At 63.7% G+C, this 20108-nt stretch carries 16 protein-coding genes; 7 read left to right on the top strand and 9 right to left on the bottom strand.

All coding sequences use genetic code 11. The features are described 5' to 3' along the window. The first annotated feature begins 15 nt into the window (after positions 1-15). The 3 genes from ACZ5BO_RS14745 to ACZ5BO_RS14755 are packed head-to-tail and all read left to right on the top strand — an operon-like array spanning position 16 to position 2472. Complete coding sequence (locus ACZ5BO_RS14745) at positions 16-759, top strand: SDR family NAD(P)-dependent oxidoreductase (RefSeq protein WP_029978289.1); 744 nt, start codon at positions 16-18, stop codon at positions 757-759. Beyond that, the gene (locus ACZ5BO_RS14750; RefSeq protein ID WP_025128047.1) at positions 759-1691 is read left to right on the top strand and encodes an ROK family protein; all 933 of its coding nucleotides are present in this window, start codon (positions 759-761) and stop codon (positions 1689-1691) included. The genes ACZ5BO_RS14745 and ACZ5BO_RS14750 overlap by 1 nt, the downstream gene beginning before the upstream one ends. 55 nt (positions 1692-1746) lie before the next feature. Beyond that, the gene (locus ACZ5BO_RS14755; RefSeq protein ID WP_464700661.1) at positions 1747-2472 is read left to right on the top strand and encodes a YczE/YyaS/YitT family protein; all 726 of its coding nucleotides are present in this window, start codon (positions 1747-1749) and stop codon (positions 2470-2472) included. Between the two features lie 200 nt (positions 2473-2672). Here ACZ5BO_RS14755 and ACZ5BO_RS14760 read toward each other — a convergent pair whose 3' ends face one another. Further along, positions 2673-3002: a hypothetical protein gene (locus tag ACZ5BO_RS14760; protein WP_464700663.1), complete on the bottom strand. Its 330-nt coding sequence runs from the start codon at positions 3000-3002 to the stop codon at positions 2673-2675. Between the two features lie 569 nt (positions 3003-3571). Between ACZ5BO_RS14760 and ACZ5BO_RS14765 the strand changes: the two genes are divergently transcribed. Beyond that, on the top strand, positions 3572-5932 hold the full coding sequence (locus ACZ5BO_RS14765; protein ID WP_464700665.1) for a DNA polymerase II: 2361 nt from the start codon (positions 3572-3574) through the stop codon (positions 5930-5932). Between the two features lie 6 nt (positions 5933-5938). On the opposite strand, the gene ACZ5BO_RS14770 is transcribed toward ACZ5BO_RS14765, so the two are convergent. Together ACZ5BO_RS14770 and ACZ5BO_RS14775 are read right to left on the bottom strand one after the other, a co-directional pair. Next, positions 5939-6268, bottom strand: coding sequence for a DHCW motif cupin fold protein (locus ACZ5BO_RS14770; protein WP_025128051.1), 330 nt, complete (start codon positions 6266-6268; stop codon positions 5939-5941). A gap of 36 nt (positions 6269-6304) precedes the next feature. Next, entirely contained in the window at positions 6305-6601 is a 297-nt protein-coding gene (locus ACZ5BO_RS14775) for a hypothetical protein (protein ID WP_025128052.1), read from the bottom strand. 282 nt (positions 6602-6883) lie between these two features. Here ACZ5BO_RS14775 and ACZ5BO_RS14780 point away from each other — a divergent pair, with 282 nt between their 5' ends. Next, entirely contained in the window at positions 6884-8341 is a 1458-nt protein-coding gene (locus ACZ5BO_RS14780) for a serralysin family metalloprotease (RefSeq protein ID WP_464700667.1), read from the top strand. A 54-nt stretch (positions 8342-8395) separates the two neighbouring features. Here the strand turns inward: ACZ5BO_RS14780 and ACZ5BO_RS14785 are convergent, their stop codons facing one another. Further along, positions 8396-9148, bottom strand: a complete 753-nt coding sequence (locus ACZ5BO_RS14785; RefSeq protein ID WP_464700669.1) for a glycine-rich domain-containing protein — start codon at positions 9146-9148, stop codon at positions 8396-8398. Positions 9149-9389: 241 nt separating this feature from the next. Between ACZ5BO_RS14785 and ACZ5BO_RS14790 the strand changes: the two genes are divergently transcribed. Then, a complete protein-coding gene (locus tag ACZ5BO_RS14790) occupies positions 9390-10616 on the top strand; it encodes a DUF2599 domain-containing protein (protein WP_025128055.1) in 1227 nt (408 codons plus the stop codon). 475 nt (positions 10617-11091) lie between these two features. Here ACZ5BO_RS14790 and ACZ5BO_RS14795 read toward each other — a convergent pair whose 3' ends face one another. Further along, a complete protein-coding gene (locus ACZ5BO_RS14795) occupies positions 11092-12714 on the bottom strand; it encodes an MFS transporter (RefSeq protein ID WP_025128056.1) in 1623 nt (540 codons plus the stop codon). 517 nt (positions 12715-13231) lie between these two features. Next, positions 13232-14878: a GMC family oxidoreductase gene (locus ACZ5BO_RS14800; RefSeq protein ID WP_025128057.1), complete on the bottom strand. Its 1647-nt coding sequence runs from the start codon at positions 14876-14878 to the stop codon at positions 13232-13234. Positions 14879-15009: 131 nt separating this feature from the next. Here ACZ5BO_RS14800 and ACZ5BO_RS14805 point away from each other — a divergent pair, with 131 nt between their 5' ends. After that, a complete protein-coding gene (locus tag ACZ5BO_RS14805; RefSeq protein WP_025128058.1) occupies positions 15010-15912 on the top strand; it encodes a LysR family transcriptional regulator in 903 nt (300 codons plus the stop codon). Between the two features lie 187 nt (positions 15913-16099). Here the strand turns inward: ACZ5BO_RS14805 and ACZ5BO_RS14810 are convergent, their stop codons facing one another. From ACZ5BO_RS14810 to ACZ5BO_RS14820, 3 genes are all read right to left on the bottom strand, one after another. After that, positions 16100-17260, bottom strand: coding sequence for a hypothetical protein (locus tag ACZ5BO_RS14810; protein WP_464700673.1), 1161 nt, complete (start codon positions 17258-17260; stop codon positions 16100-16102). A gap of 212 nt (positions 17261-17472) precedes the next feature. Next, on the bottom strand, positions 17473-18408 hold the full coding sequence (locus ACZ5BO_RS14815) for a phytanoyl-CoA dioxygenase family protein (protein WP_464700674.1): 936 nt from the start codon (positions 18406-18408) through the stop codon (positions 17473-17475). A 113-nt stretch (positions 18409-18521) separates the two neighbouring features. After that, positions 18522-20081 carry an MFS transporter gene (locus ACZ5BO_RS14820; RefSeq protein WP_464700676.1) on the bottom strand — a complete coding sequence of 520 codons (1560 nt, stop codon included), beginning with the start codon at positions 20079-20081 and terminating at the stop codon, positions 18522-18524. Between the last annotated feature and the right edge of the window lie 27 nt (positions 20082-20108).

The following is a 20108-nucleotide window of genomic DNA, read 5'->3' on the forward strand; positions in this document are numbered from 1 at the left end:
CAGATAGGGAAAATCATGCTGGAACTGAATGGACGGGTGTGCCTTGTCACAGGGGCTTCAGGTGTGCTGGGCGCTGCGATATGTGAAGAGCTGGTTCGTGAAGGCGCTTGGGTCTTCGGGGTCTATCAGCACAACATCGAGCGTATGCAAGCTCTGGTCGCCGAGACCGCCGAGCTGCCTGGCACACTGACTCCGGTCGCTTGCGACCTGACTTGCGCAGAAGAAACCACAAGGATGCTGGCCACCCTGGCCGCCGATTCAAGACCGATTCACGCCCTGGTCTGTTGTGCCGCGAAGATGCTGCGCAAGTCCGCTTTGCTCAGCAATCAACTCGATGGCGATGGGCTGTTCGAGCTCAATGTCGAGTCGACGATCCGCCTGGTGCGCCAGGTGGTGCGCCCCATGCTCGGCCAGCGAGCCGGGCGCGTGGTGCTCCTGGGCTCGCTGGCTGGCGAAAGCGGGATGCCCGGGCAAAGCCTGTATGCCGCGTCCAAGGCGGCGCTGCATGGCTATGCCCGGTCGTTGGCGTTCGAGGTCGGCGGGTTCGGCATCACTGTCAATGTCGTGGCCCCGGGGGCGGTGGCCGGACCACCGACCCATTACAGTGCCGCCGAGGAGCAGCAGGTGTGCCAGCACATTGGCCTGCGACGTCTGGGGCGCCCCGAGGAAGTGGCGGCGGTGGTCGGCTTTCTTGCGTCAGCCCGGGCTTCCTATATCAACGGTGCGGTGATCGCGGTCGATGGCGGAGGGCGCTTCTGATGCATTGCGCAAGTATCGACCTGGGCGGCAGCAAAATGGCCCTTCACTTCAGCGTCGCCGGACGCGTTGTGCAGCGTGAACGCATCGAGATTCCGGCCGGCTGTGTTCCGCACAGCATCCTGGAACAGGCAGTGGTTCTGTTGGACCAGCAGATAGCGCTATACGGCCCGATCAATTGCCTGGTGATCGCCAGCGCGCCGACGATCAATGCCGACGGCACCATCATCCGCTGGCCCAATCGACCCGACTGGGAGGGCCTGGCCATCGGCCCGGCCTTTCGCATCGAAGGGGTCGAACGGGTGATCTGGTGCGATGACGGAACGGCTGCGACCTTCGGCGATGCCACGGTCATGCGGGCTTCGAACCTGGTGCATTTTTCCCTGGGGACCGGGGTTGGCGGCGGTGTGGTCTACCAAGGCCGGATGTTGCCCGATCGCGAGTTGGGACACCTGCTGGTGTGGCCCGGAGGGGCGCCCTGCAGTTGCGGGAGGGCGGGTTGCCTGCAGGCCTATGCCTCGTTCCGTTCACTGGACAAGTTTGTCGCCTCGATGGGCTTTTCCGACGAGGCCACGCTCAACCATTGGCGCCTGCGGGCGGTTCAGGCCCTGGCGCTGGCCACGGCCAACCTGGTGGAGCTGTTCCGGGTGGAAGTGATCTGCCTCGGGGGAGGCATGCTCGGGCGCTTTCCGGAAATCCCCCATCAGGTGGGCATGCTGCTGCGCGAGCCGGGCTACCTGAAACCCTCCTTGAACCCACCCCTGGTGATGCATTCCCCCCAGGGCACCGAAGCCTCGGTGCTGGGTGGGTTGTACCTGGCCCAGGCCAGCCATGAAGTGCAGAACGAGATTTGCGGAGGTGGCATCGACAATTCCAGGGTCACCATTCGCCATGTCAGCAACGGCATGAGTTTTATCTCCATGAGCCCTAAGTGAGCGGGCACATGGCAGGACACAACGGATGCATCCATCTTGAAAAAAGGGAAACGATATGATCAGGGAACCACTCCACCAGCCCAAGGGCATCAAGAACGTCCTGGCCGCTTCTGCTCGCGCCTGGCTGACGCCGAATCGCCTGGCGATGTACTTGATAGGCGTGATGATCTTTTCGCTGGGGGCGCTGTTCTTCATCGTCAGCCAATTGGGCACCGATCCATTGGATGTCTTTGTCATCGCCTTGAACAACCATCTGAAGGTAGGGCTGGGGGCCTGCTCCGCGTTGTTCTCCGTGGGCTTGTTGCTCTGGTGGGCCTTGTGGAACAAACAGTGGCCGCCGCTCAGCCCCTTTGTGACCACGACCTTGACGGGCCTGTTCATCGATCTCTGGCTGTTTCTGGAGTTTGACGGGGTGCTGGCGGCGGCCTTGGGGCCCTATGTGTTGCTCGCCATTGGCCTGGGGCTCTGTGCCTACTCTTCGGCGCTGATCATCATGAGCGGGATCGGCATCCGGGTCATCGACTTGCTGGTGATCAGCATGATGAACAAGCTCGGCTGGTCCTTTACCCTGGCGAAGATGGTGCTGGAGATTTCGGTGTTCGTCATTGGCTGGCTCATGGGCGGGCCATTCGGCATCGGCACCATCGCGTTTCTTCTGATCATTGCGCCGATGATCAAACCGTTCATGAACATGAACGAGCGTTACCTGCACATGGGCAACTATGGACTCAAGCGCCGCGATCCACACTTTGCCCCCCCGGCATCGCTGACTGGCAAGTAGGCTCAGCGCAGGTCCAAGGGTTTCATCGGCTGCTGAAGATATGTAGAGATGTTCCGATCAACTTGTCGCCAGCGGCTGGCAAGTTGAGAAGGGCGTGGATTTGGTATCGCTGGCTGCAACACGGGGAAGTCAGTCTTGCCCCGTGTTGCAGGATGAAGTGGGATCAACGGGGGGTTAACCCGTTGATCACGCGACTTTAATTAACAGAAGCGATCAATGACCCGAACTTCCGAGTTGCTGCGCAACGACTGCCATTCAGTCTTCAGGGTCTCCAGTACCCGGCCGATGAAGTCCTTGTCGGCGGCGGCTTTCTTGCCAACGTAGCCCTGGCCGCGGCGGTACATCTTCAGGCGGGCCGCCAGGTCCTGGTTGTTTTGGTCGAACTCTGTTTCATGGCTATGGGGCGACAGGCAGTCGATATGCACTTGGCCCGACTTGGCAATCCACAGGATGTGGCTGTCGTGGCTGTCTTTCTGTGCGGCGAACATACGTGCCAATTCATCAATAGTGGGTTGATTGTTAAGATTCATTTGTAGCCCCCTTGACCATTTATCGATCTGTCTAAGTTGATTCGCTAATTCATCTTGCTACTTCGGTAAGTTGAACCCTGATACCGGAAACAGGGCGACAGAGGGTGTCTGTCGGATACAGATAAGGCCCAGAGCCTGATGCGTGTAGTTGCCTTGATTAACTGCTACGCAATAGCGTCACAACGAAGAGAAGCAGCGCAAACCTGGATGAAGCTGCCGACATTCCCACCATCGGCCACAAGCATCTTGAAGAGTTTTCGCCAGCTTCCCGTCCTTTGTACTGGACGTTCATGCCAGGTCAGTTTCATCAATCTGCCTTGTGGGCAGTACACATCCGGGTCACAGCTCGGCGGTCAGACGAGCTTGCTCATAACACCTTTGCCTTGTCCCCCGATCGGGGAGACGTCTGCATCATGCAAGGCCGAAATCCTCTCGTCAACGGTTTTGTAGTGAAAATTTTCAGGCACTACATATTGTCTGACAAAAGCCGCAAAGCCATTATCCAGACACCCTTTCGCCCGCCAGGGCAGGTAGAATCGGCGCCTTGAAACAGCTCTGAGGTTGCAGTGGTGGATGTACAACAAGGCTTCGTCCTGACGCGGCACTGGCGCGACACGCCGGCGGGCACGGAAGTCGAATTCTGGCTGGCCACCGATCAGGGACCGCGCCGGATCCGCCTGCCACTGCAGACATCAGTGGCCTTTGTCCCGGCTGCCCAGCGGCCCCAGGCCGAGCGCCTGCTGGCCGATGATCCGGATGTGGAACTTCGCCCCCTGCAATTGCGCGACTTCCAGCAGCGCCCGGTGCTGGGCCTGTATTGCCCGCAGCACAACCAGTTGATACGCCTGGACAAGACCCTGCGCCGTGCCGGGGTCGAGGTGTTCGAGGCCGATATACGGCCGCCGGAACGCTACCTGATGGAGCGCTTCATCACTGCACCGGTGCGCTTCAGTGGGCAGCCTGGCGCGGACGGCCTGCTGCTGGATGCGCAGATGAAACCGGCGCCGGAATATCGACCACGCCTCAAACTGGTGTCCCTGGACATCGAGACCAGCGAGCGCGGCGAGCTGTACTCCATTGCCCTGGAAGGGTGCGGCCAGCGCCAGGTGTACATGCTGGGCAAGGCTCGGGCGCAGGACAGCGCGGTGGATTTCGACCTGGAGTTCTGCGCCAGCCGCGAGCAGTTGCTGGAGCGGCTCAACCAGTGGCTGGCGGTGCACGACCCCGACGCAATCATCGGCTGGAACCTGGTGCAGTTCGACCTGCGGGTGCTCCACGAGCATGCCCGGCGCCTGGCGGTGCCCCTGCGCCTGGGGCGCGGTGGCGCGGAGATGCAATGGCGCGAGCACGGCAGCCGCACCCATTACTTCGCATCGGCGGCGGGACGCTTGATCATCGACGGCATCGAGTCTCTGCGCTCGGCCACCTGGAGTTTTCCCTCGTTCAGCCTGGAAAACGTTGCCCAGACCCTGCTGGGGGAGGGCAAGTCGATCGACAATCCCTACCAGCGCATGGACGAGATCAACCGCATGTTCGCCGAGGACAAGCCAGCCCTGGCCCGCTACAACCTCAAGGACTGCGAGCTGGTGACGCGGATCTTCGCCAAGACCGAGCTGCTGACCTTCCTCCTGGAACGGGCCACGGTCACCGGCCTGCCCGCCGACCGCAGCGGTGGCTCGGTAGCGGCCTTCACCCATCTGTACATGCCGCTGATGCATCGCCAGGGGTTTGTCGCGCCCAACCTCGGCGAGCTGCCGCCCCAGGCCAGCCCGGGTGGCTTTGTCATGGACTCGCGGCCCGGCCTGTACGAGTCGGTGCTGGTGCTGGACTACAAGAGCCTGTACCCGTCGATCATCCGCAGTTTCCTGATCGATCCGGTGGGCCTGGTGGAGGGGCTGCGCCAGTCCGACGATGCACACTCGGTGCCGGGCTTTCGCGGCGCCCGGTTTTCCCGTACGCGGCATTGCCTGCCCTCGATCATCACCCGGGTCGCCGAAGGCCGCGAGCTGGCCAAGCGCGAACACAATGCGCCGCTGTCCCAGGCCTTGAAGATCATCATGAACGCCTTCTACGGGGTGCTCGGCTCCAGTGGCTGTCGCTTCTTCGACACGCGCCTGGCGTCGTCCATCACCCTGCGCGGCCACGAGATCATGGGCCGTACCCGACAGTTGATCGAGGCCCAGGGGCACCAAGTGATCTACGGCGACACCGACTCGACCTTCGTCTGGCTCGGCGGCGCCCATGGCGAGGAACAGGCCGCGCACATCGGCCGGGCCCTGGTGGAACAGGTCAATCAGTGGTGGAGCGAACACCTGCGGCAGGAGTACGGCCTGGAAAGCGCCCTGGAGTTGCAGTTCGAAACCCACTACAAGCGTTTCCTGATGCCCACCATCCGCGGTGCCGAGGAGGGCAGCAAGAAGCGTTACGCCGGGTTGGTGCAGCGCGCCGACGGCCGCCAGGAAATGGTCTACAAGGGCCTGGAGACGGTGCGCACCGACTGGTCGCCCCTGGCCCGGGAATTCCAGCAGGAGCTGTACCAGCGGATCTTTCATCGCCAGCCTTACCAGGACTATGTGCGTGACTACGTCGAGCGCACCCTGGCCGGGCAACTGGATGAGCTGCTGATCTACCGCAAGCGCCTGCGCCGGCCCCTGGACGACTACGAGCGCAACGTGCCGCCCCATGTGCGGGCGGCGCGCCTGGCGGACGAGTACAACCGCGAGCAGGGCCGGCCGTTGCAGTACCAGAACGGTGGCTGGATCAGCTACGTGATCACCCAGGCCGGCCCGGAGCCCCTGGAGAATCGCCGCGCGGCCATCGACTACGAACACTACTTGAGTCGGCAGCTGCAACCGGTGGCGGACGCCATCCTGCCGTTCGTGCAGGACGATTTCAGCACCCTGGTGGGTGGCCAGATGGGCTTGTTCTAAGGGCCTTCAATCCACCACGAACAGCTTGGCCCCCACGGCGCTGTAGGAGCGGTGTGGCTCGGCGTTGTCCGCTACCTGGTAGCTCATGCCCGGGGTCAGCACGAACACCCGGCCGTCTTCCAGTTCGGTGTGCAATTCGCCTTCCAGGCACAGCAGGATGTGCCCCTTGGAACACCAGTGATCGGCCAGGTAGCCGGGGGTGTACTGCACCATGCGCACGCGCATCGGGCCGAACTGGCGGGTGCGCCACAAGGCGCTGCCGCTCTCGCCGGGATGCTCGGTGGGTTCGATGCTCGACCAGTCGGTGGTGGCGAAGGGAATTTCACTGATGTGCATGGCAGGCTCTTGCAGGGGAGAGGGAGGTGTTGTGGGTCAGTCGTCCACGGCTTCACACAGGCCACTGGCACCGTGCGCGTCGGTGTACTTCACGGTCACCGATTCGTCGTCCTCGACGCTGATCAACAGGCTGATTTGCGGCGCCTTGACCTGGAAATGCCGGTCATCCACGGCGCTGTGCTTGATCTCCTTGCCGTTGATGTAGACCGGCCCGCCCTGGTCGGCGCTGACCGCCAGATTGCCCGGACAGGAAACGTTGAATAGCGGGATACCTTCGGCATGGGCCGCACCGGCGGCAATCAGCAAGGTGCCCAACAACAGGATTTTGCGCATCACCCACTCCTCTTGGAAAAGCGCCGGGCACGCTAGAGGCAGGCGCCGTCTTGTGCCCCGGATCAGTGGCTAGCCTAGCGTTTGCCGCGACCTTGCGCGAGCGGAATATTGACCCCGGGCCAGAGCGGTTTCAGGCTTTTGTAGGACAAAAAAAACCGTGGACGCACGCTTGACGAATATGTCAGGTTTCCTGGGCCTCAATGGGCGAGTGATAGGACGATCTCGCAAGCGGGGTCGTGTGTGTTCTATCAGGTTCTTTTTGTCTGGAACAAGGACGTAACAATGTCAAAGCTACTGTCAAAAGCATTCTTGGAAGCCACCGGGAACGAGATCAATCCGTTCGCTCAGGCCAGCAACGCCTACCAGCAGGTCCAGGCCTTCAGCCACTTGTACGACCGCGGCGGCAGCGAGCTGGTCAACGGCAAGCCATCCTTCACCGCTGACCAGGCGGCGGACTCGATCCTGCGCAAGGGCCTGTCCTGGCATGACCAGAACGGCGACGGCAAGATCGACCTGAGCTACAGCTTCCTCACTGCCAAACCGGCCAACTACAACCCGGCCCTGGGTAGCTTCAGCGAGTTCAGTGCACTGCAGAAGGCTCAGGCTCAACTATCGCTGCAGTCCTGGTCGGACGTGGCCAACATCACCTTCACCGAGTCCGCCAAGGGCGGTGATGGGCACCTGAGCTTCGGCAACTACAACGTCAGCACCGGCGGCGCGGCCTTTGCCTACCTGCCGTCCGGCAGCAGTTACGACGGCCAGTCCTGGTACCTGATCAACGACCAGTACCGGGTCAACGAAACCCCGGGCAACGGCAACTACGGTCGCCAGACCCTGACCCACGAGATCGGCCACAGCCTGGGCCTGTCCCACCCGGGCGTATACAACGCCGGCAGCGGCAGCCCCACCTACAACGACGTCACCTACGCCCAGGACACCCGTGGCTACAGCCTGATGAGCTACTGGAGCGAGAGCCACACCGGGCAGGACTTCAGCAAGGACGGCGGCGGCGCCTACGCCTCGGCGCCGTTGCTGGACGATATCGTCGCGGTGCAGAAGCTCTACGGCGCCAACCACGAGACTCGTGCCGACGACACCGTCTATGGCTTCAACTCCAACACCGAGCGGGATTTCTACAGCGCCCATAGCGCCTCCGACAAGCTGGTGTTCGCAGTCTGGGACGGCGGCGGCAACGATACCCTGGACTTCTCCGGCTTCACCCAGGACCAGAAGATCAACCTCAACGAGGGTGGTTTCTCTGATGTCGGCGGCCTGGTGGGCAACGTTTCCATCGCTCACGGGGTGACCGTGGAAAACGCCATCGGCGGCTCGGGCAATGACCTGCTGATCGGCAACGCGGTGGCCAACCTCCTCGAAGGCGGTGCCGGCAACGACATCATCTACGGCGGCGGTGGCGGCGACACCTTGTGGGGTGGGGCCGGGGCCGACACCTTCGTGTATGGTGCGGCGTCGGACTCGACCTTCGATGCACCGGACTGGATCATGGATTTCGTCAGTGGCGAAGACAAGATCGACCTCACCGGCATCCCGCAGTTCGCCACGGGTGGCGCGACCCTGAACTTCGTCAGCGGCTTCACCGGCCATGCGGGTGATGCGATCCTCACCTACTACGCCGAGACCAACCAGACCAGCCTGATGATCGACCTGACCGGTCATGGCGCGGTGGACTTTGCCGTGGGTACCGTTGGCCAGGCTGCGGTGACCGACATCATCGCCTGATCACCGGGCACTCCGGGAGCGGCGCGCAAGGCGTCGCTCCTCAGGCCGATCGCTTCAGTCACCGCCTCCGCCGCCGCACCCACCCCCGCCACAGCCACTGCTGTCGCCCCCGCCGCCATCACTGCCGCCGCTGCCCCCATCGCCGCCAAAGCGCGAACTGTCATTGCTGTCACTGCTACTGCTGCTGTCACTGGCGCTGGTGGAATCGCTGCCGTGCAAGTCGCTGCCGCAGTGAATCACGCTGCTGGTGCCGTTGTCCGCCACGCGGCGCAGGGACTGGCAGTCGGCGACATAGTGAAAACCCTTGGCGATCTTCAGCTTGCTGTCCAGGGCGAACAGCAGCGGCAGGCGGCTGGGACTGGCGGGGTTGATGTTTTCCTCCAGACAGGCCTGGCGCCAGACTCGGCGCAGGCCCAGGTCGCTCTGCTGCGCGGGGTTCTGGCGGAGGGACGCTGCCGGGGTGTGGTGGAGAAACTGGCCGAAGGCCTTGTCACAGAATGCCTGGTAGTCGCGGGTGTGCAGGATGAACTCGTGCCACAGATCATCCACCACCTGGGAGGGCATCGACACATAGCGCTGGCCGCTTTTCAGATAGGCCAGGAAGAACTGCCGCAACCCCTGGGCCACCAGTTGGCAGTCCTTGAGGCTCAGGTGCGGATGCTGGGTGCGCAGCGGCGCGAACAGCCGCGGCGGCAGGCTGAAATCGCGGATATGGGCTTCGCGGCGCAAGGCCACCAGGGCGGCCTGACGGCGCCAGAGCACCAGGATCAACGCCAGGGCAACCACTGCGGGAAAGATCAACAGCATGCTCGCACTCCGCCGGAAAAAGTGTCGAGACAGTGGCGCAAAGCCGGATTTTGTTCAAGCGGCGCCGGCTCTCGCCCCTTGACGGTCACCGGCAGGCCTGCAGGGCAGGGCTCCTGCGGCGGTCATCGGGGACAGGCAGGGCAAAGAGTCACGGATCGCTAGAAAGCGTTTCTATTCTGTGTGCATTGCCGGCCGGGCCAAGCGGCTGGCCAAGGATTTCACACCACACGGACGTCTTGTCATGAAACCAAGCAGCACCTCGATCGCCTGCGCTGTCAGCCTTGCCAGCCTGTGCCTGTTGTCCTCCGCCCACGCCGACCAGGGCAGTGACACGGTGGCCCGCCTGACCCAGTTGTACAACGACACCCGCCAGGATTGCGGCGGCCCGTCGAAGCCGGCCTTTCTCTGCTCCGGCGTACTGTTTCGCGCCACCTGGCCCTCCACCGACTACCAGTTCTACAGCATCAGCCCGAAAAGCCAGGCCAGCGGCGGGGTCTCGGCGTCCTACCTGCGCAAGGACTCCAAATACCGCAAGCTGGCCTACGGGCTGCAGAGCGGTTTCATCTTCGACACCATCTTCGGCAACCCCAAGGACCACCAGGATTATGCGGTGCTCTGTTCCTTTCCCATCGATGCCGCCACCGACGACCGCGGGCAGCAGGGCTGCACCGATTCGCGGCGCACCCCGGGCAATGTCGAGAAGTACTGCCACGAGATCGGCGTGACCAGTGCCGAGCAGTGGGGCGCCAACTACCGGCAGAACCGCGGCGATCACTCGCGCCAGTGCTCCTTCGATGTGCGTGACGAGCGCAACACCGCCGCCGGCCCGGCGTTCTACCAGAGCATTCGCTCCATGGCGCAAATCGCCGCGGAATCCTTCGGTACCCAGAATGAACTGCGCCTGGCCAAGTGGGAGGAAAAGCCGCCGCAGTCGCCGTCGATCCTGGCCCTGTTCTACACCGAGGATCCGGGCCTGGAGGGCGCCCGCCTGAACCAGATCCAGTGGTACAAGGCAGTGCAGCAATACCTGCCGGTGATCAACATGAAGCTGCCGCAGACCCCGGCGCAGGATGCAAGCTTCGTCTATGACAACAAGAAGCAGGTGATCTACCCCATCACCGAGAAGAACAGCTGCGAGCGCTATGTGCAGAGCGCGGTGTGGGTCGAGCGCGACGACCCGGGCTTCGGCAAGAAGGTCATGACCCTGGAAGTGACTCCTACCGATTGCGGGCGCAACGTCAAAGACAACCAGACCAACAACTTCTTCAACGAACTGGCCAGCGACCACTACCTTGATGCCCAGTGGAAGAACAACCCGGACAACCGCGACAGCAGCGTCGGCAGCATGCGCCGGCAACTGGTCTGCCACTTCAACATTGCCCGCAACAAGCCCGAGTGGAACCTCGAGCCGTCGCGGCCCTACACCTCCAACGAAGACTCCATCGCCAAGGGCTGCAACAACACCTGACCCCGCCCCTGTAGGAGCTGGCTTGCCAGCGAACAGACCCGCCAGCCTGGCGCCGCCTATGGGTACACCTTCGCCGGCAAGCCGGCTCCTACAGAACCGCGCTCGCCGGCAATCCCCTTGTAGGAGCTGGCTTGCCAGCGAACAGGCCCTCCAGCCTGGCGCCGCCTATGGGTACGCCTTCGCCGGCAAGCCGGCACCTACAAAACCGCGCCCGCCGGCAATTCCCGTGTAGGAGCTGGCTTGCCAGCGAACAGGCCCGCCAGCCTGGCGCCGCCTATGGATACGCCTTCGCCGGCAAGCCGGCTCCTACAAAACCGCGCCCGCCGGCAATCCCCCTGTAGGAGCTGGCTTGCCAGCGAACAGGCCCGCCAGCCTGGCGCCGCCTGTGGGTACGCCTTCGCCGGCAAGCCGGCTCCTACAAAACCGAGCCCGCCGGCAATCCCCCTGTAGGAGCTGGCTTGCCAGCGAACCCCCGTCAGACGTGGTCGATATCCACATCCCGCGTCTCATGCAGGCACAACAGGCCGACCACCAGGCTGACCCCGGTGATCAGCACCGGGTACCACAGGCCATAGAAGATATCGCCGGTATACACCACCAGGGCGAACGACACCGTCGGCAGGAAGCCGCCAAACCAGCCGTTGCCGATGTGGTAGGGCAGGGACATCGAGGTGTAGCGGATGCGGGTCGGGAACAGTTCCACCATCAGCGCGGCCAGCGGGCCGTAGCACATGGCGGCAATCAGGATCAGGGCAACGATCAGCGCCACCACCATGGCCTTGTTGACGTTCTGGCTGTCGGCCTGCTGCGGATAGCCGGCCAGGGTCACGGCGCCGCGCAGGGCCGCTTCATCGAAACCGTCGAGCTTCACCTCACCGACATTCACCTGCACCGGGCTGCCGGCGGGGGCGGCGACGCTGCTGTAGGGCAGGCCCTGTTTCACCAGGAAGGTCTTGACCTTGTCGCAGGGGCTGTCGAAGCGCGCCTTGCCCACCGGGTCGAACTGGAAGGTGCAGGTAGCCGGGTCGGCAATGACGCTGATGGGCGCCTGGCGGCTGGCCTGGTCGATGGCCGGGTTGGCGTAGTGGGCCAGGGCCTTGAAGATCGGGAAGTACAGCAGCGTGGCCAGCAGCAGGCCAAGCATCAGCACTGGTTTGCGCCCGATCTTGTCCGAGAGCCAGCCGAAGAAAATGAACATCGGCGCGCCAATCACCACCGCGATGATCAGCAGGCTGTTGGCCAGGGCCGGGTCCATCTTGAGGAACTGGGTGAGGAAGAACAGAACGTAGAACTGCGCGGCATAGAAGGTCACCGCCTGCCCGGCGTTGATGCTGAACAGGGCAATCAGCACCACCTTGAGGTTTTCCCATTTGCCGAAGGATTCGCTGATCGGTGCGGTGCTTGCCTTGCCTTCTTCCTTCATTTTCAGAAAGGCCGGCGACTCGTGCAGGCTCATGCGGATCCAGGTGGAAATGCCCAGCAGCACGATCGACAGCAGGAACGGCAGGCGCCAGCCCCAGACCTCGAACTGATCGCCGGTGAAGTAACGGCAGGCCAGCACCACCAGCAGCGACAGCAGCAGGCCGAGGGTCGCGGTGGACTGGATCCAGCTGGTGTGGAAACCGCGCTTGCCCTGGGGCGCATGTTCGGCGACATAGGTCGCGGCGCCGCCGTACTCACCACCCAGGGCCAGGCCCTGGAGCATGCGCAGGGCCACCAGGATGATCGGCGCGGCGATGCCGATGCTGGCGTAATTGGGCAACAGGCCCACGGCGAAAGTCGCCAGGCCCATGAGAATGATGGTGGCGAGGAAGGTGTACTTGCGCCCGATCATGTCTCCCAGGCGGCCGAACACCAGGGCGCCGAAGGGGCGCACCACAAAGCCTGCGGCAAAGGCCATCAAGGCGAAGATGAACGCGGTGGTGTCGTTGACCCCGGCGAAGAACTGCTTGCTGATCACCGCCGCCAGGGCGCCGTAGAGGAAGAAGTCGTACCACTCGAACACCGTGCCGAGGGACGAGGCGAAGATCACCTTCTGGCTGCCCTTGGCGGCGGACTCGTCCAGGGGCGCATTGAGAGGCTGAGCGTGTTCTGACATAGGGGGCTTCCTTACAGTGATTATTGTTGTTGTTCCACTGCCGGCGCCGTGACCGGTGCCGTTGTTGCAGATTCATCGCGCGCGCTGAATCTTGTTTTCCTCACCCGTAGGAGCTGGCTGGCCAGCGCAGAGGCCCTTGGGCCAGGTGCCGGCCTTGAGGACGCCTTCGCCGGCAAGCCGGCTCCTACATCAGGTGCATCTGTTGCTGTTGTCCCGTAGGAGCTGGCTTGCCAGCGAAGAGGCCCTTGGGCCAGTTGCCGGCCTTGGGGACGCCTTCGCCGGCAAGCCGGCTCCTACATCAGGTGCATCTGTTGCTGTTGTCCCGTAGGAGCTGGCTTGCCAGCGAAGAGGCCCGTGAGCCAGTTGCCGGCCTTGGGGACGCCTTCGCCGGCAAGCCGGCTCCTACATCAGGTGCATCTGTTGCTGTTGTCCCGTAGGAGCTGGCTTGCCAGCGAAGAGGCCCGTGAGCCAGGAGCCGGCCTTGGGGATGCCTTCGCCGGCAAGCGGGCTCCTACGGTCATGCCGGGGTGGCGGGTTCTCTGGTCTGGACGCTGCTCCTGGGAACGTTGGCAAGAATCAGTTCGGCGGCTTTCTCGGCGATCATCAGGGTCGGCGAGCAAGTGTTGCCGGAGGTGATGCGCGGCATGATCGAGGCGTCGGCGATGCGCAGGCCCGGAATGCCATGCACCCGCAGTTGCGCATCGACCACCGCATCGGCGTCGGCGCCCATGCGGCAGGTGCCCACCGGGTGGAAGATGGTGGTGCCGATGCGTGCGGCAGCCTCGTGCAATTGTGCATCGCTTTGCAGTTCGGGCCCGGGCAGGTACTCACTGGGCTTGAACGGCCGCAGGGCCGGGGCGTCGACGATGCGCCGGGTCAGGCGGATGGCCTCGGCGGCCACCCTCAGGTCCTCTGGATGGCTCAGGTAGTTGGGCTGGATCAGCGGCGCATCACCCGGTTCCAGCGAGCGGATTTGCACCCGGCCCCGGCTCTGCGGGCGCAGGTCGCAGACCGAGGCGGTAAAGGCCGGGAAGCTGTGCAGCGGCTCGCCGAAGCGCTCCAGGGACAGCGGCTGCACGTGGTATTCGAGGTTGGCCCGGGTCTGCTCCGGCCCCGAGCGAGCGAAGGCCCCCAACTGGCTGGGCGCCATCGACAGCGGGCCGCTGCGGTCATACAGGTAGCGCAGGCCCATGCCCATCTTGCCCCACAGGCTGCCGGCGATCTGGTTCAGCGTGCGGGCGTTTTCCAGCTTGTAGATCAGGCGCAGTTGCAGGTGATCCTGGAGGTTGCCGCCGACTCCGGGCAGGGCATGGCTGACACCAATGCCCAAGCGTTGCAGGAGTGGGGCAGGGCCGATACCGGAGCGCTGCAGGATGCTCGGCGTGCCAATCGAGCCGGCGCAGAGAATGATCTCCCGGCGCGCCTTGAAGTTCTCCAGGCGCCCCTGGCAGTGAGCGCGGACTGCCACCGCGCGGCCGTCCTCGAGGATCAGCCGCTGCACCTCGATGCCGGTCAGCACCACCAGGTTGGGGCGCTGGGCAATCGGCTTGAGAAAGGCCTTGGCGGCGTTCCAGCGCACCCCGGCCTTCTGGTTGACCTGGAAGTAGCCGCAGCCCTCGTTGTCGCCACCGTTGAAGTCATCGGTGTTGGCGATGCCGCTCTGTTCGGCGGCCGTGCGGAAGGCATCGAGGATCGGCCACGACAGGCGCTGGCGCTCCACTCGCCATTCGCCCTGGGCGCCGTGCAGTGCGCTGCCCCCGGCAAAATGGTTCTCGCTCTTCTTGAACAGCGGCAGCACATCGTTCCAGCCCCAGCCCGGGTTGCCCTCGGCGGCCCAGCCATCGTAGTCGGCGGCCTGGCCGCGCATGTAGATCATGCCGTTGATCGACGAGCAGCCCCCCAGTACCTTGCCCCGCGGGTAGCTCAGGCTGCGGCCTTGCAGGCCAGGCTCGGCCTCGGTCTTGAAGCACCAGTCGGTGCGCGGGTTGCCGATGCAGAACAGGTAGCCCACGGGAATGTGGATCCAGGGGTAGTTGTCGCGGCCGCCGGCTTCCAGCAACAGGACCCGGTGCTGGGGGTTGGCCGACAGGCGATTGGCCAGGAGGCAGCCGGCGGGGCCGGCGCCGACCACGATGTAGTCGTAGGCGTCAAAGGCAGGAAGCATCCGTAACCTCGTTTTTCGTTCTTATTGGGAGCCATCCTAGTTGTTAGCTTTCGTTAAAAGAATGTTAGTTTTTACCCACCCGCTGTGCGTTTTCTAACAGTGACGACCTGCGACATCGACAAGGAATTTGTATGTTCGACTGGAATGACCTGCGTTTTTTCCTCGAGCTGCAACGCAGCGGCCGCCTGCTCACCGCCGCGCGTCGGCTGAACACCACCCACGCCACGGTGGCCCGGCACATCGAGGCCGTGGAGAAGGCCCTGGGCACCGCGCTGTTCGTCCAGCATGCCCAGGGCTACGAGCTGACCCCGGCCGGCGAGGCGCTGCTCAAGCATGCCGAGGCCATGGAGAACGTCGCCTTGCTGGTGCAGGAGGAGATCACCCAGTCCAGCGCGCCCCTGGGCAAGATCCGCGTCGGCGTCACCGAGGGCCTGGGGGTCAAGTTCCTCGCCAGCCGCATGTATGGCCTGTTCGAACGCTATCCGGGGCTTGAAGTGGAACTGGTGGCGGTGCCGCGCTTTGTCAGCATTCTCAACCGCGAGGCAGAGATCAGCATCCACCTGGAGCGTCCCAGCGCCGACATGCTGGTGACCCGCAAGCTCACCGACTACTGCCTGGCGCTGTACGCCAGCCAGGCCTACCTGGACCGCGCGCCGCCCCTGCAGCACCGCGAAGACCTGGGCCGCCACGCCTGGATCGGCTACGTCGACGACCTGCTGTTCAGCCAGGAACTGATGTTCCTCAACAGCTTCTGTCGCAACCCCCAGGTGGTGTTCCACAGCACCAGCGTCATCGCCCAGCAGGAAGCGGCCCGCTCGGGCCTGGGGATTGCCGTGCTGCCGTGCTACATGGCCGCGGACGACCCGCAACTGGTGCCCTTGCTACCGGCCGAGCGCATCCAGCGTGCCTACTGGATCAGCACCCGCCGCGAGCTGCACAAGTCCGTGCGGCTGCGGGTGGTCTGGGATTACCTGGTGCAGTTGTGCATTCAGGAGCAGGGGCTGTTGTTGGGGCCACAGAGTGGGCTGGAGTGAGCGCACTGGTGAAGAGGCGGCAATCGCCGTAATCGTGGGCTGGCTAGCTGGCGCTGTAGCACCCGCGGCGCAAGGGCATAGAGAGGTGTGAGCCCACGGTTGCGGTTTGTTTTGAGTCGATGCGCCCGCTCGGCACGCAGATTACCTGGGCTCCAGGGTTACGCCCTTGGCAGTCAGTCACGACGGTTCAATAGGTCTCAATGAGTTTCACGCACCAACCCACTGCGCGGGTGAGTTTCTCCTGGGCATTACCTCCCAGATCTATCCATTCCAGGCCGGATTTGAGGTTGCCTAACGCCTGGCGGTTGAGGGTGCTGGTGCTGACCACGCGTGAGGCCCCGGCTTGCAGTCGGCTCAGGGCATCGAGCATCTGTGTGCGACTTTCGACGATGAGCTGTGCCTTGTCTGCGATGGACAAGGCGACCTGCCTGCATTGTTGATCATTTCTATGAATCTTGTTCCTGATCTCGCCGATCTGCGACATCAGTTTGCCCGCTCTCTTTACCTGCAGGTCATCCTGGAACGCGGCAACCGAGTTATAGGACAGTTGGCTGAATACCCTTTGGAGCTGCGCCGTGCCGGGATAACGGTCAGCGTGAAAGGTTGCCAGAGTCGTGTGGTCATCGGCAGTGCCGGCATAACGTGAGTGGATTTTTTCCAACACGCTTTCAAGCGTCAGAATGTGCTCGTCAATTTCCTTGGTGGCTTTTTTCAGTGCTGGTAGGAGATGTTCCGGACCCGCTGTCTTGACGCTTTGAAAGGCGCTGTGAAAGTCTGGCAGCTGATTGGCGATGACACGCAGTTTCTCTAACAGTGAGATCAGTTGCTCTGCACTCCAATCCCTCCCCAAGGGCAATACCACCGACTCATCGAGCCCTTTCACTAGCACACAGAGGCATGGCTGATCCTCGGGGGATATCTCGAAGAGTTCCAAGAATTCGGGGACGAATCGGGCGGTGGCCTTTGACGTGTCCCTGGCAATCCTTTGTTGTACTTTTTCCCAGTTTTGGCCCAGGTCTTGGAAAGCCTGCTCGTCTCGAAGAGCTCTTATGTCATCACCGGGGTGTTGCGCAGAGGAGAGTACTTGACCTGGAAAGGCAGCAACCTCTCCTCCAGACCGGTCGATCGCCAACGTGGTGGTGGCCTTTGGGTCTAGCAGGATAAAGCCAACTTTGCTCCCCATTGCCCTATCGACGTCATCCAGATCAGCGATCAGCTTGGTGAGCTTTTTCTGATCGGCGTTGCGCGGGGCAAGCAACACGCAGAGCAACGGTTGCTGAGTTAGGGGCTCTTGCCGGGTGTGAAACCAATCGACAAGTTCTTGTGGCGATGCGGAACTGATGAGCATTGCAATATCCCTATCAACAAAGCAGAGGTTAGCCGTGCAGCACTGACAAAGTGCCGGGCGGTGCAAGAATAGTGCATATCGACGCACGATACTGCTCTACTGAAGTCCTGTTGCTGCTTCGGATATTGTCGTCATCCCGTCACGCATCCTCTGTCTTGCGCTTGCTGATAGCCGTATTGCCCAGGCGATGTGGATGAGTTCCGACTGGGCATTCAGAGCATCGGCCCGCAATGGGCCGAGCTGCGGATTGGCGCTCCCGGCTTGATGTCGACAAAGCGCGAGCCATAGGACTGTGCATTCAGCGGTCCGCCGGCGCGGCCCATGCCCAGCCCGCCGGCGCTGCGGGTCTCGCCGTCCTGCAAGAGCGGGTCGAGGCAGGCGCGCCAGTCCACCAGGCGCAGGCTTATCGCCTGGCGCCGTTGCAGCTCACCGTCCAGCAGAGGGCTGGAGCGGTGCCACAGGTACTTGCTGAACAGCAGGGCATCGCCGGGCTCGAAGGCCTGTTCGATGCGCTGCTCCTCGAAGCAGTCGGTGAGCACCCCGGGAGTGGCGTAGGTCTGGTGCAGCAGGGCGCAGAACTCGTCGACCGATTCGCCCCGCGCCAGTTTCTGCGCCAGCAGCCGCGAGAACTGGAAATTCTCCTGGGCCGAGAACAGCGACAGCGGCACCCAGGCCATGCCACCGCCCTGGCCTTCGGGGTGGATCGGCTGCAACGGCAACCACAGGCTGAAGGCCGGGTCCTGGGGGCGGATGTAGCGAAAGTTCAGCGAGTCGTAGTGCCAGGCAAACCCCGTGCGGCCCACCCCCAGCTCGAAGCTCTGGGCCTCGCACATGATCAGCCGGCTGCCGCAGAGGAAGGTCAGCGCCTGGGCGAATGCCGGTTGCTGATAGAGGCGCTCAAGGATGCCGACCTGTCCCAGGCGGTGGGTCAGCCGAGTGAAACCGTCGCTGTGGGCCGGGGGGGGCGGGGGCGCGGCACGCAGCTGACTGTCGGCCAGCTCCCGCAACTGGTGGATGGCGCTGGGGGTCAGCAACTGGCGCAGCTTGATGTAACCGCGCGTCTTGAAATGCTCCAGGTCGTCCTGGCCCAGGCGGAGCGGATTGACCAGGGCAGGGGCGCTTTCAGGCAGGGCCGAGGGCAGGTTCACGGGCGTATTCCATTACCGGAGAAGTGAGCCTTGAGTATGGGCGACAGCGGTGGGGGTGGCAGGCTGGATTCGACCTTGGACTGTGTGTTTGCGACACCGTGAAAGCCGCGGCCTCAGTCCGGCGGCCGGGCAGACGGGCTGGCTGCGGCGCTTGGCTGCAGGGTCTCAGGCGCCAGCACCTGCTCACGTCGCTGAGGCTGTGCGGTGTGCCTGTGGCCAGCCAGCAACACGCCCATGGCCAACAGGCAGGCGCCCCCCGCGAGGGCCATGGCCAGGCGAAAACCGCTGGTCATGGCGGCGTCATAGAGTTCGCCCAGCAGTGGGCTGTCCAGGGGCAGGCGGTGTTCGGTCACCGCCTGCCGGGCCAGGTCGCTGGCACCCTGGATGCCCGCCAGGGTCGCCGATGCGCTGAGGGCCCGCACCGCCTGGGCGCTCATCAGGCTGCCGAGCAGGGCAATGCCGACACTCATGCCAGTCTGACGCAGGGCGTTCATGCTGGCCGAGGCGATCCCGGCGCGTTCCGGTGGGGCGCAGGCCATGACGGTCAGGCCAGTGGCCGGCACCGCTAGGCCCATGCCCAGGCCCAGCAGGGCGAACAGGCTGCCCACCTGCCAGTACGGCGTGTGGGCTGCGAAGCCGGCCATGGCAGCCATCGCCAGGCCCACCAGCCCATAGCCGCCGACCATCAGCCAGCGCAGTGGCAGGCGGGCGTTGAGGCGGCCGAAGAGGAGGGACACAGTCGCCATGACGATGAACTGCGGGAGCAGGCGCAAGCCGGTGTCGGCCGCAGACCAGCCCTGGATCTGCTGCAGGAAGATCGAGAAAAAGAACAGACTGCTGTAGCAGGAAAACCCGAGGATGAACGAGGCCAGGTTGGCCACCGCGAACGGCCGCTGGCGAAACAGTTCCAGGGGCACCAGCGGTCGTGACACCCGGCGTTCCACCAGGCCGAAAGCCAGCAGCCCGGCGCCGGCCAGCAGCAGCGCGAGCAGGGCCCCCGGGCTGTCGAAACCGTCCTCGCCGGCAAGGATCAGGCCATAGGTCAGGGCCGCCAGCCAGAACACGCTGAGGGCCTGGCCCAGGGGATCGAGGGCGGCGTGTTGCGGGTGCTTGCGTTCGCTGATGCCCCACAGGCCCAGGACCAGGGCCAGCAGGCCAATGGGCAGGTTGATCAGGAAGATGCTCTGCCAACCCATGGACTCCAGCAGCAGGCCGCCCAGCAGCGGGCCGAGGATCAGCGCCAGGGCGCTGAAGGCCGACCAGCCGCCGATCACGTGGGCCCGTTGCCGGGGATCGGGGAAGGCGTGGCTGAGGATCGGCATCGCTCCGGGGATCAGCAAGGCCCCGGCCAGGCCCTGCACCGCGCGCCCGGCCAGCAGCAGCGACAGGTCCTGGGCCAGGGCGCAGAGCAGCGAGCCCAGGGTGAACAGCAGCACCCCGGCCAGCCAGCCGCGCTTGTGGCCGAAGCGGTCGCCCAGGGGGCCGGCGGAGAGCATGAAGGCAGAAAGGCAGATGGCGTAGGCGTTGACCACCCATTGCAGGCCGGCCAGGTCGGTGGCCAGCGCCTGCTGCAGGGTCGGCAGGGCGACGTTGACGATGCTGATGTCCAGTGACGCGAGGAAGGTCCCCAGGTAAGCGGCGGCCACCAGGGCCGGGCGACGATAGCGTTGCATGACACGACTCCCTCGCTGGGCAGGAAA

It is taken from the genome of Pseudomonas sp. FFPRI_1 (assembly GCF_055384485.1).